The following is a 25,139-nucleotide window of genomic DNA, read 5'->3' on the forward strand; positions in this document are numbered from 1 at the left end:
TCGACGGGCGCTCAGGTCATGAGGTACGCGAGCGGCAGGATGCCGAGTATCGCGATGAAGACCACTGCCAGCACGGCGTACACCGCGATCTGCGCGCCGCGTCCCTTGATGATCGCCTGACCCCTCGGAGCGAGCGAGCCTGAGACCCACTGCTGCGCCGGGGCGATGTAGTCGAGCATCGGCGCCTCGCCGGGCTGCAGCAGGTAGTCGGCACGGCCGAACTCCCACAGCCAGGCCATCGAGCACGAGACCTGCACGGGCCGGTCGGCCGGAACCGTGAACTGCGACGGTCCCCAGGTCGGGCGGTGCTCGAAGCCGTCGATGCGCACGACGAGTGGGATGAACCCCCAGTATCCGGCGAACGGCGGCTTACTGGCGTTCAGCTCGAGCGTGCGCCAGGCGGTGATCGGACCGGGCTGCGGCCAGCCCTGCTGCATGGGATGCGTCATAACCGACAATCGTAGGGTCATCGACCGCGTTCGTTCGCCCCTTTTCGGGCGACGGAGCACCGATTCGCCCAACAATCGGCGAACGGACGCTACTGCCCCGACATGAACCGCTTCACGTCGGTGTCGACGATGATGTCGCTCGGGCGCAGCGGCCGGGAGAGGTAGAGACCGTCGAGCGTCGAGATGCGGCTGAGCGCCACGTAGCTCTGCCCCGGGCTGAACGCGCGGCTGCCCAGGTCGACGATCGCGCGGTCGTAGGTCTTGCCCTGCGACTTGTGGATGGTGACCGCCCACGCGAGCCGCAGCGGGAACTGCGTGAACTCCGCCACGATATCGCGCTTCAGTTGCTTCGTCACCGAGGAGTAGGAGTACTTGTACTTCTCCCACGTCGCCGGCTCGACCTCGAACTGCTCGCCGTCGACCTCGACCCAGACGGTGGAGTCGATCTTCACCACGGTCCCGAGCGTGCCGTTCACCCAGCGACGCTCGCTGTCGTTGCGGAGGAACATGACCTGCGCACCGACCTTGAGGTCGAGCGCCTCGTCGGCGGGGAACGCCCGCCCGCCGAAGTCGCCCGAGACCTCCGCGTTGGCGGTGAGTGGCTTGCCGTCGAGCTTGGCGAGCGCCGCCTTGTTGATGCGGTCGACGGTGTCGTTGCGGCTCGCGAGGGTGATGACGCCGTCTTCGGGAGGAGTCCTGGCGCCCATGCCGTTCAGCCGGCCGGCCATCTCGGCGGTGACCTGGCCATGCCGGACGCCGTTGAGCAGGTACTTGAACTCGGCCTCGTGCTGGCGGTGGATCTCCGTGAGCTCGACGAGCTGCAGCGGAGTCTCGGACCATACCTTGGCGTCGAAGAACCAGAACGAGCGGTAGGTGTCGGCGATGTACGCCCGTTCCTCGAGGCTGCCGGGCACCGGAGCGAGCTGGTACGGGTCGCCGAAGAGCACGATCTGCACGCCGCCGAACGGCTCGCGCGGCCGCTGCCGGGCCTGCCGGAGACTCCGGTCCATGGCGTCCATGAGGTCGGCGCTCACCATGGAGACCTCATCGACGACGAGGGTGTCGATGGAGTTGAGCAGCTTGCGGGTCTGATCGTTCTGGTCGATCGTGTGGTCGGCGATGAGCCCGATCGGCAGGCGGAACAACGAGTGGATCGTCTGGCCGCCGACGTTCAGCGCGGCGACACCCGTCGGGGCGCAGATGGCCAGCTGCTTCGAGGTGTTCCAGGCGAGGTGGTTGAGGAGCGTCGACTTCCCGGTGCCCGCTCGACCCGTCACGAACAGGTGCTCGCGGGTGCTCTCGATGCGGTCGAAGACGGCTTGCTGCTCGGCGGAGAGGGCTACGCTCATGATGCTTCGGTTCCCTCCCGTTTTCGCCCTCCAATCCTACGCGAGGTGCCCGCCTAGGATGTCAGGATGAGCCATGTCGCGACACGTGGGGAGCTGCGACGCCCGGGAACGGTGCGCGGTGCGCTCGTCCGCGCCGTCGTGCTGTGGCTCTGCATCGCGGCGCTGCTCGTCGCGGCCATCGTCTCCGCCTGGTCGGCCGTCGCCCGCGACGTCTACGGCGCCGGTTCCTTCGCGCGCGGCTACCTGGACGCCCTCGCAGACGACGACGCCGCGACCGCGCTCGCGTTGCCCGGAGTCGCCCTGAGCTCCGCCGAACTCGCCGACGCGGGCCTGCCCGCCGAGAGCTCGGACGCCCTGCTCCGGAGCGAGGCGCTCGGCACGATCGAGGACGTGCGCCTCGTCTCCGACGTCACGACCGCGTCGGGCGTCCACCAGGTGACCTTCTCGTACCGACTCGCGGGGCAGCCGCACAGCACGGTGTTCTCGATCACGAGCGGCGAGCGCACCTTCGGGTTGTTCCCGTCGTGGCGCTTCGAGACGAGCCCGTTGAGCGTCGTCCAGCTGACGGTCGCGCACACGACCGGGTTCCGGGCGAACGGTTTCGAGCTCGACACCCGCCGCGTCGCGGAAGGGACCGAGGGGGCCTTCACCTCCACCATCCCGCTCCTCACCTTCACGCCGGGCAGCGTCGACTTCGACGTCGACACCACCTACCTGGCGGCGTCGGTGGAGACGGCGACGACGACCGAGGTCGCGAGCGTCGTCGACGCCGAGGTGACCGCGAGTGCCACCTCGGACTTCGTCGGGGAGGTCCAGACGCAGATCGACGGCTACCTCGACAACTGCGCCACGCAACAGGTCCTCCAGCCCACCGGGTGCCCGTTCGGCATGGTGATCCGCGATCGCGTGGACGACCTACCGGTGTGGTCCATCGCGGCCTACCCCGTGGTGGCGGTCCAGCCGGGCGACACCGGTTGGCAGATGCCGGCGACGGCCGGAGCCGCGCACCTCGTCGTCGACGTGAAGTCGTTGTTCGACGGCACGGTCTCGACCCTCGACGAGGACGTCCCGTTCACGCTGTCGGCGTTCGTGACGATCCGCGACGACGGCTCCCTCTACATCGACCTCCGCTGAAGCCCGCGAACTGTCACTTCGACACAGTCCGACACCCCTCACACTGTTCCGGAGTGACAGTTCGCGGGCTAGGAGCGGGTGTCGTTGGCCGCCATGCGCGCGAGACGCTCGTTGTACTCGTTGAGCTCCGCGTCGTTCGTGCGGTCCGCGTTGCGATCGAGTCGCTTCTGGTCCTTCGCGTCGCTCTTGCTCCACGAGATCGCGACCGCGACGGCGAGCGCCAGCGTCGGGATCTCGCCGACGCTCCAGGCGATCCCGCCGCCCGTCTGCTGGTCGAGGAGCGGTGCCTGCCCCCACGTGCGTCCCATCGCCCCGAACCAGTCGGCGAGGAACAGCCCGGTCGAGGAGATGATCGCCAGCCCGAAGAACGCGTGGAACGCCATCGTCGCGAAGAGCAGCAGGAGCCGCATCGGGTACGGCAGGCGGTACGGGACCGGGTCGATGCCGATGAGTGACTGCACGAAGAGGTAGCCGGTGATGAGGAAGTGCACCACCATCCACTCGTGGCCGATGTGGTCCTCCATCGACCAGCGGAACAGCGGCGTGTAGTAGAACACCCAGAGCGATCCGGCGAAGAGCACCGCGGTGACGATCGGGTTCGAGATGATCCCCGCGAACTTCGAGTGCACGGCGAGGAGCACCCACTCCCGACCCCCTCGGGAGTCGTCGGAGCGCTTCCGCACCGCGCGCGCGAGCAGCGTGACCGGTGCTCCGGGGACGAGGAGCACGGGGACGAGCATGGTGAGCCCCATGTGTCCGAGCATGTGCACGCTGAAGAGGTACGGCTGGTAGACGTTGATGCCGCCGCACGTGAGGTAGAAGAGCACGAGTAGCCCGAGCACCCAGCTGACGGTGCGCAGGATCGGCCAGGAGTCGCCGCGGCGGTGCAGGCGGACGACGCCCGCGATGTAGAAGAAGATGCCGAACGCACAGGCCAGCAGCCACAGGAGGTCGATGTTCCACTCGGTGAAGTACCGCGCGAAGGTCAGTTCCGGCGGCAGTTCCTCCCCGGTGAGCAGCACCGCGGGTGTCGGCGCGGTCGGCACGGTCTGGTCGACCGGCGGGGCCGTCTTCGCGAGGGCTGCGGCGGCACCGGAGGCGATACCCATGAACCCGAGCTCGAGGGCGACCAGCCACCAGAAGGTGCCCGTGCGGCCCGCCGGGGTGTCAGCTCGCGCAGCGGCGGACCGCTCGATGCGGCCGATTAGCACCCGACGCTGCAGCGCACCGAACAGGCCGAGCGCCAGCAGTGCGAAGACCTTGACGAGGACGAGGATGCCGTACGGGGTGCCCAGGCGGTCGAGCGAGCCGATGCGCAGCTCCGCGCTCACGTATCCGGAGACCGCCACGACGACGAAGGACACGAGTGCCACGGTCGAGTACCGCATGAGCACGGGGGCGAGCCGGCCGTCTTCGAGGGTCTTGCGGATGAAGACCAGCGTGAGCAGACCGCCGAGCCAGATGGCGGCGAACACGAGGTGCAGGCCGAGCGCGGTGACTGCGGCGTTGTGCCCGCTCGCCTCGGCGGAGTGACCCTGCTGGGCCATCGGCAGCAGCGACACGAGGGACAGCCCGAAGACGAACACGAGCACCGTGTGGTTGCGGACGGCGAAGCAGAGCACCGTGACGACCGCGGCGATGAGGGTCGTCTGCAGCCAGGCCTGACCCGACTCGATCCCGGTGAAGAAGAGGCTGAGCTTCGCGCCGAACGCGTCGTCGAAGGTGAGCGGCACCTGCGTGACGTTCAGGAAGGTGAAGAAGCCCGTCACGCCGGATGCGACGGTGAAGACCGCGGCGCCGGCTGCGGCGACGTCGAGCGCCGCGCCGTACTCGCGCCGGTCCGGGCTGAGCGCCCAGCAGGCCATGAGCAACGCGCCGATGGTGACGGCGGCGCTCAGGTTGACGAGCAGTTGTGCGATCGGGAGTCCCCACCGCACGACGGCGCCGGGATCACCCAGGAGTTGCGCATCCGCTCCGCCGCCGAAGGCCAGACCCGCGAGGAGGGTCGCCACAGCCACGAGGAGCAGGAGGGCAGGACCCGCGAGGCGGACGACACGATTCACGCTGCAAGCCTACGCGGCGCTGCTGGGAACCCCGACCGCAGCGGGCTCAGCCGGCGCTCGGTCCCTGAGCCTGTCGGAGGGCGCCGCTCACGCCCGGACGAGCAGGGTCGAGGAGCCGTCCTCCAGCCGCCGCACCTCGATGCGTTCGCCGATGCGCTGCTTCATCTCCTCGACGTGGCTGACGACGCCGACGACGCGGCCGCCGGCCGAGAGCCGACCGAGCTCGGCCATCACGGTGTCGAGCGTCTCGGGGTCGAGGCTGCCGAACCCTTCGTCGACGAAGAGCGTGCCGAGCTCGACACCGCCGGCCTCGCCCGTCACGACGTCCGCGAGCCCGAGTGCGAGGCAGAGCGAGGCGTAGAACGTCTCGCCACCGGACAGCGACTTCGGATCGCGACGCCGGTCGGTCCGGTGATCGTGCACCGTGAGCGACAATCCGACGCGCTGGCTGCGGGAGGGTCCTTCCTTGACGTCGCTGCGGACGAGCTCGTAGCGCCCGCCTGACATCGACTCCAGGCGCGCGTTCGCCGCCGCCACGACATCCTCGAAGCGGCGCAGGAGCACGTAGGTGCCGAGGGTGACCTTCGTGCTGTTCTCGCTGCCCGTGGCCGACACCACGTCGGCGAGGCGGACGACGGCCGCGGCCTCGCGGACCGCGTCGGCGTTCTCGTCGGCCGCCTCGGCGAGCGCCGTGCAGGCCGCCGCCGCGTTGGTCGCTCGTCGTGCGGAGACGGCGGCCGCTGCGGTCGCGGTTCCTGCCGCTGCTTCGGCGTCGGCCAGTCGTCGGGCCGTCGCTTCGACGTCGGGTGCGGCGGTACCGGCGACTCCGGCGATGGCCGGGCTCGCGAGTGCTTCCGCGTTCGCGGTCGTGTGACGCAGGTGGTCGGCCACCCGCGCCTCGGCGCTCGCCCGTTCGACCCCGTTCATGGCTGCGGCTTCCGCGGCCGCGCGGTCGGCGAACCCGGCCCGCTCGAGTCCCGCCTCCAGCTCGACCGCGCGCTCGGCGTCACGCAGGCGCCGGTCAGCGACGGTCGCTCGTGCCGCCGCGAGCAGGGACAGCGAGGAGAGCTCGGCCTCGAGCATCGCGTCGAGCTCGGCAAGTGAAGCCGCTCGACCGGCGAGGACACCGGCCACCTCGGCGCGGGCCTGCTCGTGGGCGCGCTGCGCGGCGGCGAGCCGCTCGGTCAGTGTCGCCCGAGTGGCGGTGCGTTCCGACACCGCGACCACGCCGGCCAGGTGCTCGTCCGCGAGGCGCCCGGCCTCCGCGACCTCGGCGTCCGCCTGCTCGGCAGTGACCACGGCCTCCGCGTACTGCCGGTCGGCCTCCGCAGCGGCCGCATCGACGGCCGCCCGCGCAGCGACCGGGTCGAAGCCGGTCGTCGCCGTCGAAGCGTCGGACGAGCCGGTTGCAGCCACGTCGCCCGGGTCGTCGGCCAGCGCGAGGAACTGCTCGACGAGGCGACGACGCTCCGCCCGGGCGATGTCCCGGGCATTCTGCGCCGACTGCATCGTCGCCTCGGCATCGGCCCGCGCGACGGATGCCGCTTCGACCGCGTCCGCGTCGGGGTGGTCTCCGTCGAGCACCGCGGGCGCCGGATGACTCAGCGAACCGCAGACGCTGCACGGCTCGCCGTCCCGCAAACCGGTGGCGAGTTCACCCGCCATGCCCTCGATCCTCCGGAGGCGCAGCGACGTCTCGACGTCGATCGCCGCCTTCGCGGCCGTGGCGGCCTCGGTGACCTCGTCGGCGAGCCCCTCGAGGCGGTCGTCGGCCGCGTCCACCCGATCCAGCACCGCACGGCGTTCAGCCACGCGCTCGACGGACCGGGCGGCCCTGGCCGACTCGGTGGCCGCACGCGAGGCGCGCTCCGGTGCCGAGCTGAGCGCTGCCCGGCGGGCGTCCCGCCGGGTCTGTTCCGCAGCGAGCTCGACGAGCCGTTCGTCGACGGTCGCGAGCTCCTCGGTGAGTGCTGTGAGCGCGCGTTCGCGGTCGGCGTCGGCGGCTTCGAGGACGAGCACTGCCGCCATCGACGCCCGCTCGACGGTGAGGGATTCGCGGCGCCCGGCGACGGACGCGTCGTCGAGTGCGACGATCGCCTCGTCGGCCTGCTCCTCCATCGCGGTGAGCGACGCGATGGCATCCTGGAGCGCCGCCGATGCCGTGGCCGCTCCGGCGAGCGCGGACGCGACGGTGTCCGCCCGAGCCGCTGCCGCGATCCGTTCGGAGAGCCGCGCGACCGGTTCGTCGTCCACCGAGAGCAGCTCGCGCTCGGTCAGCAGCTCCGCGCGACGTTCGATGGACGCGAGCAGCGTCTGGGCCGCGGCGTGTTCGGTGCGAGCGCCCTCCAGGGCGACCCGCGCCTCGCCGGCGGTCGAGGCGTCGGCGGCGGCGTGGCGCTCGAGGACGGCGACGATACGCGTGGCGTCACCGACGAGGTCTTCGGAATCGGCTTCGAGCGGGACCGCGAGGGTCGCGACGTCGGGATGTGGGTCGGGCTCCGCAGCCGACGGATCACCGGCAGTCGCGGGAGCACCTGAGTCGGCATCGACCGCCGCTGGGACGTCCATCCCGGCCGGGGTGTCCGCTCCCTTGCCCGCGACGAGTTCCCGTGCGTCGTCGAGTTCGGCCGCTCCAGCGAACCGGGCGATCGCGCGGCCCAGCGCCTCTCGTGCGCCTTCGATGTCGCGTTGGGCCTGCCGACGCTGCTCGACGAGGTGCTTGGCGACCCGCTCGTAGTGCTCCGTCCCGAACAGGGACCGGAGGAGCTCGCTGCGCTCCTCACCGCCGGCGGCGAGGAACTTCGCGAACTCGCCCTGCGGGAGGACGATGGTCTGGACGAACTGTTCCCGGGTGAGACCGACGATCCGGCTGATCTCAGGACCGATCTCCTGCGCGCGGGTCGACAGGGTCTCTCCGGCCAGTGCGTCGGGATCGGTCAGGCGGACGAGGGTGGCGCTCGCCTGCTGCGGTGTGAAGCCGGCACCGCGCTGCTTCGGCCGCTGGTAGGCCGGCGTCCGCCGCACCCGGTACACGCCGGATCCGGTCTCGAAGACGAGTTCCACGAACGGTTCCGTCCCGGGCTGCGCGTGGTGCGAGTGGAGGCGGTCCTTGCTGGCCCCCGTACCGGCGAGTTCGCCGTACAGCCCGAACACGATGGCGTCGATGATCGTGGACTTGCCGGCTCCGGTCGGGCCCTCCAGGAGGAACAGACCAGCCCGCCCGAGTTCGACGAAGTCGATGGTGTGCTCACCGGCGTACGGTCCGATGGCCTGCAGCGTCAGTCGGTGCAGGCGCATCAGGCACTCACCTCCGCGGCGAGTGCTGCCTCGTTCGCCGCCGCGATGAGCTCCCGCTCGCGAGTGGTCGCCGGTGCACCCGTCGCGTACTCGATGAACTCGGCGGTGACTTCGACCGGGTCGGAGACCGCCGTGACGGCTGCGGCGCGAGTCTCCTCGGAACGGTTCGCCGGCGCGTGCGACCAGACGAGCAGGTGCGGGAAGCGCCGGGTCAGCGTCGCGTACAGCTCCGGTGGCCGGACATCGTCGGTGACCGTGGCGCGCACCCAGGCGTCGACGGCGTCGTCTCCCGTGGGGCCCTGCAGCTCCGCGAGGGTTCCGGTGACGTCGACGAGCCGACGGGGCACCGGCGCCGGCAGCAGCTCCAGGTGCACGGAGCCGTCGGCGGCGAGGTCGACCAGCACGCTCGACTTCACCTGGTTGCGTTCGGAGAAGGAGTAGGCGAGCGGCGACCCGGAGTACCGCATGCGTTCGACGCCCGTCGCGGCCCCGACGCGCTGCGCACCGTGGAGGTGGCCGAGCGCGACGTAGTCGAAGTCGTCGAACAGCTGGGCGGGCACCGCATCGACCCCGCCGATCCGGATGTCGCGTTCGCTGTCGCTCGCGAGACCACCGATGACGAAGGCATGCGCAGCCACGACCGATCGGACCGTTCCGTGCTCGCGACGCTGCGCGAGATCGGCTCGGACGCGTTCGAGGGCTGCACCCATGACGGCGGCGTGCGACCGCGCGAGCGGCTGGTCGTCCGGGGCGAGCACCCCTCGCGCGGTGTCGGGGTCGAGGTAGGGCAGCGGGTAGAAGGCGACGGGCCCGTGTTCGTCGTCCACCAGGACCGGTTCGCCGACCCGCGCGAGGTCGGCTCGGATGTCGATCCCGTCGCGCAGCATGGCGGCGCCGAAACCGAGCCGGATGGCCGAATCATGGTTGCCCGGGGCGAGGATGACGCGGGTGCGGCCAGCAAGCCGCCCGAGCGACTCCGACAGCAGCGTCACCGCCTCGACCGGCGGGATGGCGCGGTCGTAGATGTCGCCGGCGACGAGGAGGACGTCGACCTCGTGGTCCACGACCGTCTGCTCGAGGTGCGCCAGGAAGTCGCGTTGGAAGGGGAGCAGGTCGACCCCGTGCAGCGAACGGCCGAGGTGCCAGTCCGAGGTGTGGAGGATCCGCATGACAGCAATGCTAGGCCGAGCCGCCGACACCTCGCCGCGCCCCGGACGGCACCCGGACGAACGACAGCAGGGCGTCGCTCTCGCGACGCCCTGCTGTGTGGTCTGAACCGGCGGAGTGTCTCCGCGGTCCGAGTCCGTGCGGGCTCGCGCCCGCGACGACTTACTTGACGGAAGCCTTGAGCTTCGAGCCGGCGGTCACCTTGACGCGCTTGCCGGCCGGGATCTGGATCTCGGCGCCGGTCTGCGGGTTGCGGCCCGTGCGAGCGGCGGTGTCGGTCTGCTCGAAGGCGATCCAACCCGGGATCGAGACCTTGCCGCCCGTGGCGACGGTCTCAGCGACGGTGGTGAACAGCGCGTCGACAACGCTGCCGACGGTCGCCTGGCTCTGGCCGGTCGATGCGGCGATGGCGGCGACGAGTTCGGTCTTGTTCAAATTTGCCATTGTGAGGGTCCTCCTCGGACGTTGCTGCAACGTACAGCTGATGTGTTGGTAGCGAAGGTGTCGCTGATACGGCACCAACTGGTCGGTGTGACCGCCTCGAATGTAGCAGCAATCCGCGAGATTTCGCGGATTTCTCCGCTCTACGCGGACAATCGGGCCTGCGTGTCGGTCGTTTCCCAGCTGGGAGCCGTCGGTGTGGCCGCTCAGCGGACCCCGATGACGCTGTGCCCGGCAGCTCGCGACAGCAACCACGCCTCGATCGTCGGGAAGAGGGTCAGGACGGCGATCGCGAGGAACGCGAACTGATACGGCAGCAGCTGGCCGCCACCGACCCCGTCCTCGAGGGAGAATCCGGTCGTCAGCAGGATCGCTCCGACGGCGACACCGAAGCCGCTCGCGACCTGTTGCAGGGTCGAGTTGAGGGTGTTGGCGCGAGACATCGCAGCGGGTTCGACGTCGGCGAAGGTGATGGTGTTGTACGCCGTGAAGCCGATCGACCGGGCGACCCCGCTGAGGAAGAGCAGCAGTGCCATGAGCACGATCGACGTGTCAGCGGTGAGGAACGCCATCCCGGCCATGCACAGGACTCCGATCAGGTTCGACGACACGAGCACCAGACGGAATCCGAACCGCCGCAGCATCCAGGTCGTCGCCGGCTTGATCGCGAGGTTGCCGGCGAAGAGGAAGAGCACCATCGAACCGGCCTGGACGGGCGTCCAGCCGAATGCGTCCTGGAAGAGCAGCGGCAGGAGGAAGGGGACGGCGCTGATGGTGAGCCGGTAGACGCTGCCCCCGGCGTTGGCCAGACGGAAGGTCTCGATGCGCAGCGAGCGGAGGTCGACGAATGGGTGGGGGGCACGGAACAGGTGCCGGATCGCGAGGGCGAGCAGGACGACACCTGCCACGAGCGACCCGATGAACCACCGGGCGTCGAACCCGGCGCCGGACACCAGGGACGCCGCCACGAGGAGCGACGCGAGCCCGACGCAGGCGAGCGACAGGCCGAGCCAGTCGAGCGGAGGCACCTCGTCGGCGGCGAAGTCGGGGACGATGCGGAGCGCCACGATGAAGGCGACCACACCGATCGGCACGTTGATGAGGAAGATCCAGTGCCAGGAGGCGTACTGGGTGATCACCCCACCGAGGAACGGCGCGATGATCGGGGCGGCGAGGGCGGGCCACGTCAGGAGGGCGATGGCCTGGATCAACCGCTCCTTGGGCGTCACCCGGAGCACGGCCAAGCGGCCGACCGGCACCATCAACGCCCCGCCGACACCCTGGAGCACCCGGAAGCCGACGAGCATCGGCAGGCTCGAGCTCAACGCGCACAGCACGGAGGCGATCGTGAACACCGCGATCGCAAGTGCGAAGATGCGCTTGGCACCGAACCGGTCCGTCAGCCAGCCGCTGACGGGGATGAGGACAGCGACCGTGAGCAGCAACGCGGTGACCGCGAGCCCCACGGCCGTCGACGAGGTCCCGAGGTCGCGCGCGATGCTCGGGGCAGCTGTGGTGAGGATGGTCCCGTCGAGGTTCTCCATGAAGAAGCAGCCGGCGACCAGGAGGGCGATGGCTCGTTGCGTGCGGACGTCCAGCAGCGCCTCCTCGATGGATGTGGGAATCGTTCGATCCTTGCAGCTGTCGCCGACAACGCGAAAAGGCCGCCCGCGATGCGGACGGCCCTTTCGGTGTTGCGATGCTGTGTCAGCGGAATGTGAGCTCCGACTGAGCGGGTGTTACCAGCTCGACTTGCGGACGCCGGGCAGTTCGCCCTTGTGCGCCATGTCGCGGAAGCGAACGCGGCTGATGCCGAACTTCGAGAGGTTGCCTCGCGGGCGACCGTCGATCGCGTCGCGGTTGCGGAGGCGAACCGGCGAAGCGTTGCGAGGAAGCTTCTGCAGGCCGAGGCGAGCTGCTTCACGCGACTCGTCGGTCCCGGCGGGGTCGACGAGAGCCTTCTTCAGCTCGGCGCGCTTCGTGGCGTAGCGGTCGACGATAACCTTGCGCTGCTCGTTACGGGCGATCTTGCTCTTCTTAGCCATGTTTAGCGCTCCTCTCGGAATTCAACGTGCTTGCGCACTACGGGGTCGTACTTCTTGAGCACGAGACGGTCTGGGTTGTTGCGACGGTTCTTCTTGGTCACGTACGTGTAACCGGTACCAGCCGTCGAACGGAGCTTGATGATTGGACGGACGTCCTGCTGCTTAGCCATTAGATCTTCACCCCACGAGCGAGAATGTCCTTGACGACGGATTCGATGCCACGGGCGTCGATCACCTTGATGCCCTTGGCGGACACCTTGAGGGTGACGTTACGACGCAGCGAGGGCACGTAGTAGGTCTTCTTCTGCACGTTCGGGTCGAAGCGGCGCTTCGTGCGACGGTGCGAGTGCGAGATGTTGTGACCGAAGCCGGGAACGGCTCCTGTCACCTGGCACACTGCTGCCATAGTAGTTTCTCCTTCATTACCGCAGGGCGACTGCCCTGCCCAAGATCTCTTGTCGGCGTGCGCGATCCCGATCTGCGTGAGCGGTGGGGGATCGTGAACACGATGTGGACATGGAGCGTCCACACCAAGGGTCAAGCGTACGCTGTGACCAGGCGTTTTGCAAATTCGTGTTTCTACAACTCAACGCGCTGTGCGTGTTAACGCGCTGCGCATGTTAACGCAAAATGGCCACCCAAGAACCTTGGGTGGCCATTTCAACGAAGAAGTCCGGCGGTGTCCTACTCTCCCACAGGGTCCCCCCTGCAGTACCATCGGCGCAAAGAGTCTTAGCTTCCGGGTTCGGAATGTGACCGGGCGTTTCCCTCTCGCTATGGCCGCCGAAACACTATTGATGTATCAAAGTGAACAAGCAAACCAACACGCTGTGCGAACACAGTGGTGTTGTTTGCGGGTTCTCGACCGTACATCGAGAACCACTCAGTGGACGCGTAGCATCTTCGTATTCAAACAAAGAAAGTGTTATCAAATTATCGGCTTATTAGTACCGGTCAGCTCCGAGAGTCTTTCGTCCTCTCTTCCACATCCGGCCTATCAACCCAGTAGTCTGGCTGGGAGCCTCTCGCCCGAAGGCATGGAAATCTCATCTTAAGGCCGGCTTCCCGCTTAGATGCTTTCAGCGGTTATCCATCCCGAACGTAGCTAATCAGCGGTGCTCCTGGCGGAACAACTGACACACCAGAGGTTCGTCCAACCCGGTCCTCTCGTACTAGGGTCAGATCCTTTCAAATTTCCTGCGCGCGCAGCGGATAGGGACCGAACTGTCTCACGACGTTCTAAACCCAGCTCGCGTACCGCTTTAATGGGCGAACAGCCCAACCCTTGGGACCTACTCCAGCCCCAGGATGCGACGAGCCGACATCGAGGTGCCAAACCATGCCGTCGATATGGACTCTTGGGCAAGATCAGCCTGTTATCCCCGAGGTACCTTTTATCCGTTGAGCGACAGCGCTTCCACAAGCCACTGCCGGATCACTAGTCCCGACTTTCGTCCCTGCTCGACTTGTCAGTCTCACAGTCAAGCTCCCTTGTGCACTTACACTCGACACCTGATTGCCAACCAGGTTGAGGGAACCTTTGGGCGCCTCCGTTACTTTTTGGGAGGCAACCGCCCCAGTTAAACTACCCACCAGGCACTGTCCCTGAACCGGATTACGGTTCGAAGTTAGATATCCAGAGTGACCAGAGTGGTATTTCAACAATGACTCCACCTGAACTAGCGTCCAAGCTTCAAAGTCTCCCACCTATCCTACACAAGCCACACCGAACACCAATACCAAGCTGTAGTAAAGGTCACGGGGTCTTTCCGTCCTGCTGCGCGTAACGAGCATCTTTACTCGTAATGCAATTTCGCCGAGTTCGCGGTTGAGACAGCTGGGAAGTCGTTACGCCATTCGTGCAGGTCGGAACTTACCCGACAAGGAATTTCGCTACCTTAGGATGGTTATAGTTACCACCGCCGTTTACTGGGGCTTAAATTCTCAGCTTCGCCTTGCGGCTAACCGTTCCTCTTAACCTTCCAGCACCGGGCAGGCGTCAGTCCGTATACATCGTCTTGCGACTTGGCACGGACCTGTGTTTTTAGTAAACAGTCGCTTCCCACTGGTCTCTGCGGCCTTCAAACGCTTTCGGAGCAAGTCCTAATACGCCTCAGGCCCCCCTTCTCCCGAAGTTACGGGGGCATTTTGCCGAGTTCCTTAACCACGATTCTCTCGATCTCCTTAGTATTCTCTACCTGACCACCTGAGTCGGTTTGGGGTACGGGCCACTAGAACCTCGCGTCGATGCTTTTCTTGGCAGCATAGGATCACCTACTATCCCTTACGGGTCCGTATCGTGTCTCAGCCTTCACGAGAGACGGATTTGCCTATCTCTCAGCCTACGCACTTACACCGGGACAACCATCGCCCGGCATAGGCTACCTTCCTGCGTCACACCTGTTAATACGCTAAACGCACCAGCATGGGGTCGAGCGTTAGACCGGACCCATCATCCCCGAAGGGAATCAGTCGTCCGGGTTAGGACTCTTAGCACCACTGGATTGTCTTGGGCGGTTCTTCGCGGGTACGGGAATATCAACCCGTTGTCCATCGACTACGCCTGTCGGCCTCGCCTTAGGTCCCGACTTACCCAGGGAAGATTAGCTTGACCCTGGAACCCTTGGTCTTTCGGAGGACATGTTTCTCACATGTCTTTCGCTACTCATGCCTGCATTCTCACTCGTGTAGCGTCCACGGCTGGTTTACACCGCCGCTTCACTCGCCACACGACGCTCTCCTACCCATCAATACGGCTGGACCACGAAGGCCTACCAAAAATATCAATGCCACAACTTCGGTGGCGTGCTTGAGCCCCGTTACATTGTCGGCGCGGAATCACTTGACCAGTGAGCTATTACGCACTCTTTCAAGGGTGGCTGCTTCTAAGCCAACCTCCTGGTTGTCTGTGCAACTCCACATCCTTTCCCACTTAGCACGCGCTTTGGGACCTTAGTTGGTGGTCTGGGTTGTTTCCCTCTCGACGATGAAGCTTATCCCCCACCGTCTCACTGCTGCGCTCTCACTTACCGGCATTCGGAGTTTGGCTGACGTCAGTAAGCTTTTGGGCCCCATCGGCCATCCAGTAGCTCTACCTCCGGCAAGAAACACGCAACGCTGCACCTAAATGCATTTCGGAGAGAACCAGCTATCACGAAGTTTGATTGGCCTTTCACCCCTATCCACAGCTCATCCCCTCAGTTTTCAACCTAAGTGGGTTCGGTCCTCCACGACGTCTTACCGTCGCTTCAACCTGGCCATGGATAGATCACTTCGCTTCGGGTCTAGGACATGCGACTGAATCGCCCTATTCAGACTCGCTTTCGCTACGGCTACCCCACACGGGTTAACCTCGCCACATATCGCTAACTCGCAGGCTCATTCTTCAAAAGGCACGCTGTCACACCAACAAGGGTGCTCCAACGGTTTGTAAGCAAACGGTTTCAGGTACTATTTCACTCCCCTCCCGGGGTACTTTTCACCTTTCCCTCACGGTACTTGTCCGCTATCGGTCATCTGGGAGTATTTAGGCTTATCAGGTGGTCCTGACAGATTCACACGGGATTTCTCGGGCCCCGTGCTACTTGGGATACTCCTCGCACGATTGCAGCATTTCGACTACCGGGCTGGCACCGTCTCTGGCTGGGCTTTCAATCCCATTCGTCTATACCACGTTCTAATGCTCCCCGAATATCAGTTCGGAGTGAGAAGTCCCACAACCCCGGACATGCAACGCCTGATAGCTATCACACATGCCCGGTTTAGCCTCTTCCGATTTCGCTCGCCACTACTGACGGAATCACTGTTGTTTTCTCTTCCTGGGGGTACTGAGATGTTTCACTTCCCCCGTTCCCTCTACCCGCCCTATATATTCAGGCGGGAGTCACCAGATCACCACAAGGGGCCTGGCGGGGTTTCCCCATTCGGAAATCCTCGGATCACAGCTCGTTTATCAGCTCCCCGAGGCTTATCGCAGATTACTACGTCCTTCTTCGGCTCCAGATGCCAAGGCATCCACCGTTTGCTCTTAGAAATTTGAAATCACATGAGTTTGAATCGATCGGCACCAGTTACCTGATGCAGATTGACCAATGATCAACATCACTTCCGAAGAAGCATGTTTTGATCTTTGTGATCCACAACCCCGAAGGGTCATGAATCTAAGATGCTCGCGTCCACTGTGTAGTTCTCAAAGTACGGGCGGTACCTCTCTCCTTGACCATTCATGTCAAGCAAAAGAGGCCCTGAGGTTCGTCCTTCCTCCACCGAAGCGGAGAAGATCCGGTCCCTCAGGACCCAACAGCGTGCATATGCAAACCCTCCAGCCGACCACCGTTCCAATCCCCCGAAGAAGACGTACTTGCTGGCAGACTCTCACGTCTGCATCAATGTCAATGTTCCACCCATGAGCGCCACCCGAGAACATTCGTCTCAGTGTGACTTGGCAACGTAAACCTCGCTGTATACAGACGAGCGTTGCACATGCTCCTTAGAAAGGAGGTGATCCAGCCGCACCTTCCGGTACGGCTACCTTGTTACGACTTAGTCCTAATTACCGATCCCACCTTAGACAGCTCCATCCTTGCGGTTAGGCCACTGGCTTCGGGTGTTACCGACTTTCATGACTTGACGGGCGGTGTGTACAAGGCCCGGGAACGTATTCACCGCAGCGTTGCTGATCTGCGATTACTAGCGACTCCGACTTCATGAGGTCGAGTTGCAGACCTCAATCCGAACTGGGACCAGCTTTTTGGGATTCGCTCCACCTTACGGTATTGCAGCCCTTTGTACTGGCCATTGTAGCATGCGTGAAGCCCAAGACATAAGGGGCATGATGATTTGACGTCGTCCCCACCTTCCTCCGAGTTGACCCCGGCAGTATCCCATGAGTTCCCACCATTACGTGCTGGCAACATAGAACGAGGGTTGCGCTCGTTGCGGGACTTAACCCAACATCTCACGACACGAGCTGACGACAACCATGCACCACCTGTTTACGAGTGTCCAAAGAGTTGACCATTTCTGGCCCGTTCTCGTATATGTCAAGCCTTGGTAAGGTTCTTCGCGTTGCATCGAATTAATCCGCATGCTCCGCCGCTTGTGCGGGCCCCCGTCAATTCCTTTGAGTTTTAGCCTTGCGGCCGTACTCCCCAGGCGGGGCGCTTAATGCGTTAGCTACGACACGGAAACCGTGGAATGGTCCCCACATCTAGCGCCCAACGTTTACGGGGTGGACTACCAGGGTATCTAAGCCTGTTTGCTCCCCACCCTTTCGCTCCTCAGCGTCAGTAGCGGCCCAGAGATCTGCCTTCGCCATCGGTGTTCCTCCTGATATCTGCGCATTCCACCGCTACACCAGGAATTCCAATCTCCCCTACCGCACTCTAGTCTGCCCGTACCCACTGCAGACCCGAGGTTGAGCCTCGGGATTTCACAGCAGACGCGACAAACCGCCTACGAGCTCTTTACGCCCAATAATTCCGGACAACGCTTGCACCCTACGTATTACCGCGGCTGCTGGCACGTAGTTAGCCGGTGCTTTTTCTGCAGGTACCGTCACTTTCGCTTCTTCCCTGCTAAAAGAGGTTTACAACCCGAAGGCCGTCGTCCCTCACGCGGCGTTGCTGCATCAGGCTTTCGCCCATTGTGCAATATTCCCCACTGCTGCCTCCCGTAGGAGTCTGGGCCGTGTCTCAGTCCCAGTGTGGCCGGTCACCCTCTCAGGCCGGCTACCCGTCGTCGCCTTGGTGAGCCATTACCTCACCAACAAGCTGATAGGCCGCGAGTCCATCCTTGACCAAAATTCTTTCCAGCAACTCACCATGCGGTGGAAGCTCGTATCCGGTATTAGACGTCGTTTCCAACGCTTATCCCAGAGTCAAGGGCAGGTTACTCACGTGTTACTCACCCGTTCGCCACTAATCCACCCAGCAAGCTGGGCTTCATCGTTCGACTTGCATGTGTTAAGCACGCCGCCAGCGTTCGTCCTGAGCCAGGATCAAACTCTCCGTAAATGTTGAATTGCACGACCACCGAAGTGACCGGCACATTTCGCGCACCATGCCACCGGAATAGGTGAACACGATGCAAGTTTGAAACTGACAGAACAAATCATTACTGACTTGCTTTGTTTTGTTTAAATGTTTTCCAAAGGAATCTCTTACAACATCAACCAACCGAAAAGGAAGGCATCAATTGCACGAGGTTTTTGGCATTTGACATTGTGCACGCTGTTGAGTTCTCAAGGATCGGATGCTCCTGCCTTTGGCCATCACGACCGCCCTGCAGGGCAACTTCTCTATCTTACATCTTCCCGGCTTGTTGTCAACTCGGCGTTTCAGCCGCTCTGCGAACAGAGTCATGCTGAGCACGAGTGACACCAGGAGGAAGTCATCCAACCGAGACTTGAAACGGTAACATCGAAATGTTCTCGCTTTTGGCTGGGGATTGTCCCCGCTTGAGGCCGAGAAGCTCTTCCGCTTCCCGCACCTTTGGGGTGACGAGTGATTACTCTACGTGTGTCTCGGGATCGTGGCAAATTCCGCTTGCATCCCGGGCGTGTCGCCCGGAATCACGCGGTTTTCGCCGAGGGGGCCGTGAACCGGTCGGCGCAGGGTCACTGCGCGACACCCGTGCCTGCGCACCAGGACAGGTCGAAGCCGGCCTGCGTCCCGACCACCTTGCCGGTGCGGGCGTCGACGACCTCGATCTCGGGACCGTTGGGCATCGGCGCGTTGGCGTACCCGTCGAAGCCGGCCTTCGCGAAGTCGGGGACGACGACGACTGCGACGTACTCCGCGTTCGGGCTCGCGCACAGTGACCAGATGACGGCACCCGCGTCAGGTCGATAGAGCTCGGCGGTCGCGCCGTCCTTGATCGCCAGTACCCGCTGCTCCGTGGTTCCGGCGGCGCGGTCGTAGTCCGCGTAGATCCTGGCCGACAGGGACTCCGACAGCGCGACGAGTTGCCCGGGGATCTCGGTGCGTGCCACCGAGGGCAGGACGAACGGTTCGCTCTTCCCCGTCGCGAGGTCGAGCACGACCACACCGTCGACCTGCTCGATGACGACCTTGGTGGTCCCCGGGATGTAGCTCGAGATGAGTGAGGCCCGGCCGAGCAGCACCGGATCGGTCGTCGCAGCAGGATCGAGCAGCTCGAGCGAGTTGTCGACCGTGCGGACGAGCATCGAGGCGGTCCGGGGCACGAACGACCACTCCGCCGCCTGGACCGCAGCCCCGTCGATCCCGCCGACCCGAGCGGCCTCCGTGGGTTTCCCCTGCCGCAGCTCGAACGAGTACAGCGTGAGGTTGTCGCCACCATCGCGGCCGAACGACTGTTCCGTGAACAGGAACCCCACCCGACTCTGCGCCGGGGCGGTCTGCAAGGAGGTGATCATCCCGCCCATCGGGAGGGCCACCTCCTGGGTACTGCCGTCGGTCGTGTCCACCACCACGATGCGACCGAGCCCGCTCGTCTCCTGCTCCACGACGATCAGGGAGTCGCCGATCGTCGCGAACTCCTGGATCTTCGCCGCTTCGTACGCGGTCTCGGGTTCACCACCGCCGATCGAGAGGCGCACGATCCGGTCGTCCGCCTTCGTCGCCGCCGAGCCGCCGTCCTTGACCGGACTCCTCACGAGCGAGAACCCCTCGACGGGCGGCGTCGAGAACGACGTCGTGAGCGTGGCCGCCGGTCCGCCACCCGGCGCGGTGACTCCGTCGACCGTGATCCGGTAGTCCGTCGCATAGGCGAGCGGCTCGGGGAACACCAGCGTGATGCCGCCGGCCCCGGTACTGAGGTCGAAGTCTGCTGCCGGCTCGATCCGCACCCGGTCCGACCCGAGATCCGCGATCGGTTGGTTCACCGCCAGGACGACCCGCTGGCCCCAGGACTCCACGAGTCCGGTCGGGTCGACCACCGTGCGGACGAGCTTCGGCCCCTGGGTCAAGCCCACGACGGCCGCGCCGCCACCGATGACGACGAGCGCGATCAGCACGATCGCGACCAGCCGGCCGAAACCGCTCCGGTCGCCGACGGCCTGCGTCGACCGGCCTCGTGCGCCACCCCGGCGATCAGTAGTCATACGGGTCCGCCGGCTCCTCGACCTTGTCGACCTTCGCCGTCCCGACCACCAATGGCAGATGCGAGGCGTCGCTCGCGGTGAGCGCCCCCGAGACCTCGACCCAGTCACCGGGCTTGAGCTGTTTGTCCCAGCCGTCGAGCTGCACGGGCACACCGACCGGCTGGGCGTCCACGGCGCAGCAGTTCACGACGAACCGCGAGACGTAGAAGACGTCGGCCGCGTCCGGATCGGCGATCACGAAGCCGACCCCGGTGAAGGCGCGCCCTTCGAGGTCGGCGGGACGCGTCGTCTGGCGCAACAGCGTCGCCCAGTCCTTGATGCCGAAGGTGCTGAAGTCCGGGTTCGAGGTCAGCACCGTCTGGGCGTCCTGCCCCTGGACCTCCCCCGCGAGCGTGCCGGAGTTCACCGCGCGCTGGTCGGCCGTCGCGACCGACAGCGTCGACGGCGGGAGCACCACCATCGCACCGACCACCGCGAGACTGCCCACGACGGAGGCGAGCTGCAGCGCCGTTCGTCCGCGACGCTTCGGCACCTCCTCGACGTCCACGTGGACGAGGACGCTGACGATGCCGAGCGCGACCGCGATGAGCGCCATGATGACGGTGAACACGAAGTAGCGCGGGTGGATGTAGAGCCCGAGGCGGTCGGTCAGCGCGAGCCAGAGGATGCACACGGCGGCGGTGACGAGCAGCAGCACGCCCCACCATCGCTGCCGGAGGCGTTCGAGCAGTGGGACGCGACGATCGCCGGCCGTCGACGTCTCGGCGTGCGCGTGTCCGTGGGTGGCGTTCTGATCAGGCAAGGGCGTTCACTCCGAATCCGAGGGCCGCCGAGAACAGCACGGCGACGGCGGTGATGATCACGAGGGTCCTGGTCGTGTAGGTGGTGCGCATGAGTGCGAGCATCTTGACGTCGACGACGGGGCCGAGGACGAGGAAGGCGACGATCGAGCCGGGCATGAACGTCGATCCGAAGGACAGCACGAAGAAGGCGTCGACGTTCGAGCAGATCGAGACGATCACGGCGAGCGTCATCATCGCGAGCACCGACCAGACCGGGTTCGCGCCGAGGGTGACGAGCACCTCGCGCGGCACGAGCACCTGCACGGCGCCGGCCACGGCCGACCCGATGAGCAGCGCCGGCATGATCGCGCGCGCCTCGGCGACGAACTGCTGCAGGCTGCGCTCCACCTTCGTGTGCTCGTGCCCGTGCTGCTCGGTCACCTCGCAGCTGGCTTGGAAGGTCGGCGTGAGCAGCGAGCTGGGGTCGGGGTGCTTGCTGAAGAGCCACCCGATGAGGTTCGCGAGCAGGAACCCGCCGACGAGCCGGGCGACGAGGATCCCGCCGTCCCAGCCGAAGGCCTGATGCGTCGTGACGATGACGATGGGGTTGAGGATCGGCGCCGCGAGCAGGAAGGTGATCGACTCCGGCACCGTGAACCCGCGCACGATGAGGCCGCGGGCGAGCGGGACGTTCCCGCACTCGCAGACCGGCAGGAACATGCCGAGCAGCGAGATGCAGGCTCGGCGGAGGATCGGCTGCGTCGGCAACCACCGCTCGAGCCAGCCGTCGGGAAGCCAGATCTGCACGAGGATCGACAGCACGATGCCGAGCACCACGAACGGCAGCGACTCCACCACCACGCTGAGCGTCAGGGTCACGAAGTCGCGCACCGCGGTGGGCGGGGTGAGCGCCTCACCGAGCGGCATGAGCGCCCGGAGCACGAAGAGCCCGACCACCACGAGCAGTGCGACGCCGATCAGGAGCGGTGTCCGCAGGTTCCGTGGATCACGCCCCTCGGTGCGACCCCAGTGCTCCGCGCCGTCGTCGGGCGCGGTCCAGTCGTCGTCGACCCCGAGGGTGCCGGTCGTCCTGCTCACTCCGGCCTCACGCGCGCTGGGCCGCCGCCGAGCAGTTCTCGCAGAGCCCGAAGACGTCGACGACGTGCTTCGCCTCGGTGAACCCGTGCTGCGACGCGACCGAGCGCGCCCAGGCCTCGACCTCGTCGGCCTCGATCTCGATGGTGAGACCACAGTTGCGGCAGATGAGGTGGTGGTGGTGGGTGCCCGGCGTGCAGGCGCGGTAGAGGTTCTCGCCCTCCGGCGACTGCAGGGAGTCCGCTTCGCCCTCGACCGCGAGGTCGGAGAGGGCGCGGTACACGGTCGCGAGCCCGATCGGCGAACCGGTGTCGCGGAGTTCGGCGTGCAGACCCTGGGCGCTGATGAATCCGTCGTTGCCGCCGAGGGCCTCGCGGACAGCTTCTCGCTGCCAGGTGTTGCGCTTCGCCACGGGTGCTCCTGCCTGTCGCTTCAAGGGTACCCGGGAACCGCTCGGAGGACGCTCCGAAGCAGCTCCACGCGGACGCGGTGCACGGTCCACGATCATCGTGCGACCTGGGCATGCCGCGTCTCGCCGACGGGTGCCCGACGACCACGTCGCCTGGACGCGGTGCGCGGCCCGACGATGCGGCAGACGAGGTAGATGAGGAAGGAGATCGTCGTGATGTAGGGGCTGATCGGAAGCGATCCACCGATGGCGAGCAGGATGCCGCCGACCGCCGAGACGAAGCCGAAGAGCATGCTCAGCACCGGGACGAGGACGGGCGACGACGACACCCGGAGCGCCGCGGCCGCAGGTGTCACGAGCAGCGCGAGGACGAGCAGCGCACCGATGATCTGCACCGACACCGCGACGGTGAGCCCGAGCAGCACCATGAAGGCGAGGGAGACGAACCGGCTCGGCACCCCACGCGCTGCGGCGACGTCCGGGTCGAGGCTGTCGAAGCTGAGGGGCCGCCAGAGGAGGAGGAGCGCGACCAGCACGACGATGCTGATGACGATGAGTAGGCCGAGCTGCGGGTCGTCGACCGAGACGATCTGCCCGGTGAGGAGCCCGAACTTGTTGGCACTCCGGCCCGGATAGAGCGCGAGGAACAGGATGCCGAGGCCGAGGCCGAACGGCATGAGCACCCCGATGATCGAGTTGCGGTCGCGCGCTTTGGAGCCGAGCAGGCCGATGAGGATCGCGGCGACGAGTGAGCCCGCGAGGGACCCGACGACGACGTTGGCCCCAAACAGCAGCGCACCTGCGGCGCCGGCGAAGGACAGCTCGCTGATCCCGTGCACCGCGAACGCCATGTCCCGCTGCATCACGAACACGCCGATGAGGCCGCCGACGATGCCCAGGACCGCGCCGGCGATGATCGAGTTCTGCACGAGTTCGAGGAGTGCGCCGTAGTCCTGGAAGTTGAACAAGCGTCCCCAGAGGTCGTCGGTGTTCATGCGCCGACCCCCACCGCACCGGTGTGCGAATCGTCGTGGTGATGGTGGTGGGTCTCGCTGTCGGGGATGCCGACCACGACGACCCGGCCGTGGCTGCGGAGCACGTCGACGGGCGTGCCGTAGAGCTCCGACAGCACCTCGCTGCGGAGCACCTCGTCGGGCGTGCCCTCCCGGAACCGGCCGCCCGCGAGGTACAGGATGCGGTCGACCATGGGGAGCACCGGGTTCACGTCGTGGGTGACGAAGACCACCGCGGTGTCGTGCTCGCGCCGACGACGGTCGATAAGTTCGCTGACCCCGCGCTGATGCTGGAGGTCGAGGCTGAGCAGCGGTTCGTCGCAGAGGAGGAGGATCGGGTCGTCTGCGAGCGCCTGGGCGACGCGGAGCCGCTGCTGCTCACCGCCGGACAGGGTGCCCACCGCGCCGTCGGCATAGGCGGTCGCGCCGACGGAGGCGATCAGCTCGTCGACCCGACGCTTCGTCGCCGCGGTGCGGATGGGGAGACCGAAGCGGTGACCGTCGACGCCGAGGGCGACGAGATCGCGACCGCGCATCGGCGTGCCGGCGGGGATGAGCTTCTGCTGCGGGATGTAGCCGATGCGGCGGTCGCCGCGGTGCACCGGGCCTCCGGCGACCCTGATGGTCCCGCGGTCGAGCTGCTGCTGCCCGAGGATAGTGCGCAGCAGACTCGTCTTGCCGGAGCCGTTCGGGCCGAGCACGGCGAGGAACTCCCCCGGGCGCACCGAGAGGTCGAGGCCGTCCCAGAGCGTGCGTCCGCCGAAACCGAGCTCGGCCCCGGCGAGCGCCAGGACGTCGACGGGGCCTGAGTCGTCGGTCGGACCGCTGGTCATCGATTCAGAGCGTCCGCCACGGCGTCGACGTTCTCGGTCATCCACGAGAGGTAGTCCTTGCCGTCCGGGAGGGTCTCGGTGAATGACAGCACCGGCACGCCTGCGTTCTCCGCGGCGGTCTTGACCTGTTCGGTCTCACCGCCACTCGTCTGCTCATTGTAGGCAAGCAGCGCGACCGATCCGCCGCCGAAGAGGTCGAGCGTCTCCTTGAGGACGGTCGGCGACACGTCGGTGCCCTCCTCGATCGCCTCGCTGAACGCCTCGGGGGTCCGGTTCACGAGTCCGGCGCCCTCAAGCAGGTAGAGCGGGACGGGCTCGGTGATGGCGACGCCCTCGCCGTCGTGTGCGGTCTTGATCGCGGCCTGGGCCGTCTCGATCGTGCCGAGGGACTCGGTGAAAGCCTTCGCGTTCGCGGTGTACGTGGCGGCGTTCGCGCTGTCGAGTTCGCCGAGCTCCTTGGCCAGCTCGTCGGCGAGCTTCGCCATCGTCGGGAAGCTGTACCAGACGTGCTCGTTGAAGCCCTCGATGTGGTCGTGGCCGTCGTCCTCGGCGTGCGCCTCATCCGTGTGCTGCTCGTCTGCGTGGTCGTCGTCCGGGGCGAGGCCCGACAGGTCGACGACGTTGACGACCTCGACGGACTCGTTCTTGGCTGCGTCGAGGAGCGTGTCGACGAATGGGTCGTAGCCGCCGCCGTTCTCGATGACGAGGTCGGCGTTCTTGATGGAGAGCTGGTCCTGCGTGCTCGCCTCGTAGGAGTGCGGGTCCTGAGCGGCCGAGGAGATGAGCGAGGTCACCTCGACGTCCTTACCGCCGATCTTCGAAGCGATGTCGCCGTACACGTTCGTGGAGGCGACGATGTTGATCTTGCCGTCGTCGGTCGCGCTCGACGCGCCGCTGCCGGAGCAGCCCGCGAGGACGAGGGCGGCTGCCGGGAAGATGGCCAAGGCTGGGAGCAGGGTGCGAGCGCGCATTGATGAAC

At 65.8% G+C, this 25,139-nt stretch carries 18 protein-coding genes and 3 rRNA genes; 1 reads left to right on the forward strand and 20 read right to left on the reverse strand.

Annotated features, from left to right (window positions below):
* Nucleotides 1-11 precede the first annotated feature (11 nt).
* Both EAO79_RS02660 and EAO79_RS02665 read right to left on the reverse strand, forming a co-directional pair.
* Nucleotides 12-449, reverse strand: coding sequence for a hypothetical protein (locus tag EAO79_RS02660; RefSeq protein ID WP_124767686.1), 438 nt, complete (start codon nt 447-449; stop codon nt 12-14).
* Between the two features lie 89 nt (nt 450-538).
* Complete coding sequence (locus tag EAO79_RS02665; protein WP_079003639.1) at nt 539-1,798, reverse strand: ATP-dependent RecD-like DNA helicase; 1,260 nt, start codon at nt 1,796-1,798, stop codon at nt 539-541.
* A 66-nt stretch (nt 1,799-1,864) separates the two neighbouring features.
* Between EAO79_RS02665 and EAO79_RS02670 the strand changes: the two genes are divergently transcribed.
* On the forward strand, nt 1,865-2,932 hold the full coding sequence (locus tag EAO79_RS02670; protein WP_124767687.1) for a hypothetical protein: 1,068 nt from the start codon (nt 1,865-1,867) through the stop codon (nt 2,930-2,932).
* A gap of 68 nt (nt 2,933-3,000) precedes the next feature.
* On the opposite strand, the gene EAO79_RS02675 is transcribed toward EAO79_RS02670, so the two are convergent.
* The 18 genes from EAO79_RS02675 to EAO79_RS02760 all read right to left on the reverse strand — a co-directional run bounded on the left by EAO79_RS02675 (nt 3,001) and on the right by EAO79_RS02760 (nt 25,131).
* The gene (locus EAO79_RS02675; protein ID WP_124767688.1) at nt 3,001-4,995 is read right to left on the reverse strand and encodes a cytochrome c oxidase assembly protein; all 1,995 of its coding nucleotides are present in this window, start codon (nt 4,993-4,995) and stop codon (nt 3,001-3,003) included.
* Nucleotides 4,996-5,082: 87 nt separating this feature from the next.
* Nucleotides 5,083-8,292: an AAA family ATPase gene (locus EAO79_RS02680; protein ID WP_124767689.1), complete on the reverse strand. Its 3,210-nt coding sequence runs from the start codon at nt 8,290-8,292 to the stop codon at nt 5,083-5,085.
* Nucleotides 8,292-9,461, reverse strand: coding sequence for an exonuclease SbcCD subunit D (locus tag EAO79_RS02685; protein ID WP_124767690.1), 1,170 nt, complete (start codon nt 9,459-9,461; stop codon nt 8,292-8,294). The genes EAO79_RS02680 and EAO79_RS02685 overlap by 1 nt, the downstream gene beginning before the upstream one ends.
* Nucleotides 9,462-9,621: 160 nt before the next feature.
* Nucleotides 9,622-9,903 carry an HU family DNA-binding protein gene (locus EAO79_RS02690; RefSeq protein ID WP_064294762.1) on the reverse strand — a complete coding sequence of 94 codons (282 nt, stop codon included), beginning with the start codon at nt 9,901-9,903 and terminating at the stop codon, nt 9,622-9,624.
* 203 nt (nt 9,904-10,106) lie between these two features.
* On the reverse strand, nt 10,107-11,525 hold the full coding sequence (locus tag EAO79_RS02695; RefSeq protein ID WP_371413690.1) for a DHA2 family efflux MFS transporter permease subunit: 1,419 nt from the start codon (nt 11,523-11,525) through the stop codon (nt 10,107-10,109).
* 114 nt (nt 11,526-11,639) lie between these two features.
* Nucleotides 11,640-11,945, reverse strand: a complete 306-nt coding sequence (gene rpsN, locus EAO79_RS02700; RefSeq protein ID WP_064294760.1) for a 30S ribosomal protein S14 — start codon at nt 11,943-11,945, stop codon at nt 11,640-11,642.
* Between the two features lie 2 nt (nt 11,946-11,947).
* Nucleotides 11,948-12,115 carry a 50S ribosomal protein L33 gene (gene rpmG / locus EAO79_RS02705; RefSeq protein WP_056010525.1) on the reverse strand — a complete coding sequence of 56 codons (168 nt, stop codon included), beginning with the start codon at nt 12,113-12,115 and terminating at the stop codon, nt 11,948-11,950.
* The gene (rpmB, locus tag EAO79_RS02710; protein ID WP_056010522.1) at nt 12,115-12,351 is read right to left on the reverse strand and encodes a 50S ribosomal protein L28; all 237 of its coding nucleotides are present in this window, start codon (nt 12,349-12,351) and stop codon (nt 12,115-12,117) included. Before rpmB ends, rpmG begins: the two co-directional genes overlap by 1 nt.
* Nucleotides 12,352-12,616: 265 nt before the next feature.
* Nucleotides 12,617-12,733: ribosomal RNA gene (gene rrf / locus EAO79_RS02715) — 5S ribosomal RNA — on the reverse strand.
* A gap of 136 nt (nt 12,734-12,869) precedes the next feature.
* Nucleotides 12,870-15,986, reverse strand: a 23S ribosomal RNA gene (locus EAO79_RS02720).
* 452 nt (nt 15,987-16,438) lie between these two features.
* Nucleotides 16,439-17,959 (reverse strand): 16S ribosomal RNA (locus EAO79_RS02725).
* The 16S, 23S and 5S rRNA genes sit together here, the layout of an rRNA operon.
* Before the next feature lie 602 nt (nt 17,960-18,561).
* Complete coding sequence (locus EAO79_RS02730; RefSeq protein WP_124767692.1) at nt 18,562-20,028, reverse strand: hypothetical protein; 1,467 nt, start codon at nt 20,026-20,028, stop codon at nt 18,562-18,564.
* Nucleotides 20,018-20,830 (reverse strand): TIGR03943 family protein, encoded by an 813-nt coding sequence (locus tag EAO79_RS02735; protein ID WP_241160967.1) that lies wholly within the window; start codon nt 20,828-20,830, stop codon nt 20,018-20,020. The genes EAO79_RS02730 and EAO79_RS02735 overlap by 11 nt, the downstream gene beginning before the upstream one ends.
* Nucleotides 20,823-21,908, reverse strand: a complete 1,086-nt coding sequence (locus EAO79_RS02740) for a permease (RefSeq protein ID WP_371413667.1) — start codon at nt 21,906-21,908, stop codon at nt 20,823-20,825. Before EAO79_RS02740 ends, EAO79_RS02735 begins: the two co-directional genes overlap by 8 nt.
* 7 nt (nt 21,909-21,915) lie before the next feature.
* Nucleotides 21,916-22,317: a Fur family transcriptional regulator gene (locus EAO79_RS02745; RefSeq protein WP_079704165.1), complete on the reverse strand. Its 402-nt coding sequence runs from the start codon at nt 22,315-22,317 to the stop codon at nt 21,916-21,918.
* A gap of 92 nt (nt 22,318-22,409) precedes the next feature.
* A complete protein-coding gene (locus tag EAO79_RS02750; protein ID WP_124767693.1) occupies nt 22,410-23,309 on the reverse strand; it encodes a metal ABC transporter permease in 900 nt (299 codons plus the stop codon).
* Nucleotides 23,306-24,160 (reverse strand): metal ABC transporter ATP-binding protein, encoded by an 855-nt coding sequence (locus EAO79_RS02755; protein ID WP_124767694.1) that lies wholly within the window; start codon nt 24,158-24,160, stop codon nt 23,306-23,308. Before EAO79_RS02755 ends, EAO79_RS02750 begins: the two co-directional genes overlap by 4 nt.
* Nucleotides 24,157-25,131: a metal ABC transporter solute-binding protein, Zn/Mn family gene (locus EAO79_RS02760; protein ID WP_079704168.1), complete on the reverse strand. Its 975-nt coding sequence runs from the start codon at nt 25,129-25,131 to the stop codon at nt 24,157-24,159. The genes EAO79_RS02755 and EAO79_RS02760 overlap by 4 nt, the downstream gene beginning before the upstream one ends.
* Nucleotides 25,132-25,139 lie beyond the last annotated feature (8 nt).

This window comes from Plantibacter sp. PA-3-X8 (genome assembly GCF_003856975.1).
Lineage (GTDB): Bacteria > Actinomycetota > Actinomycetes > Actinomycetales > Microbacteriaceae > Plantibacter > Plantibacter auratus.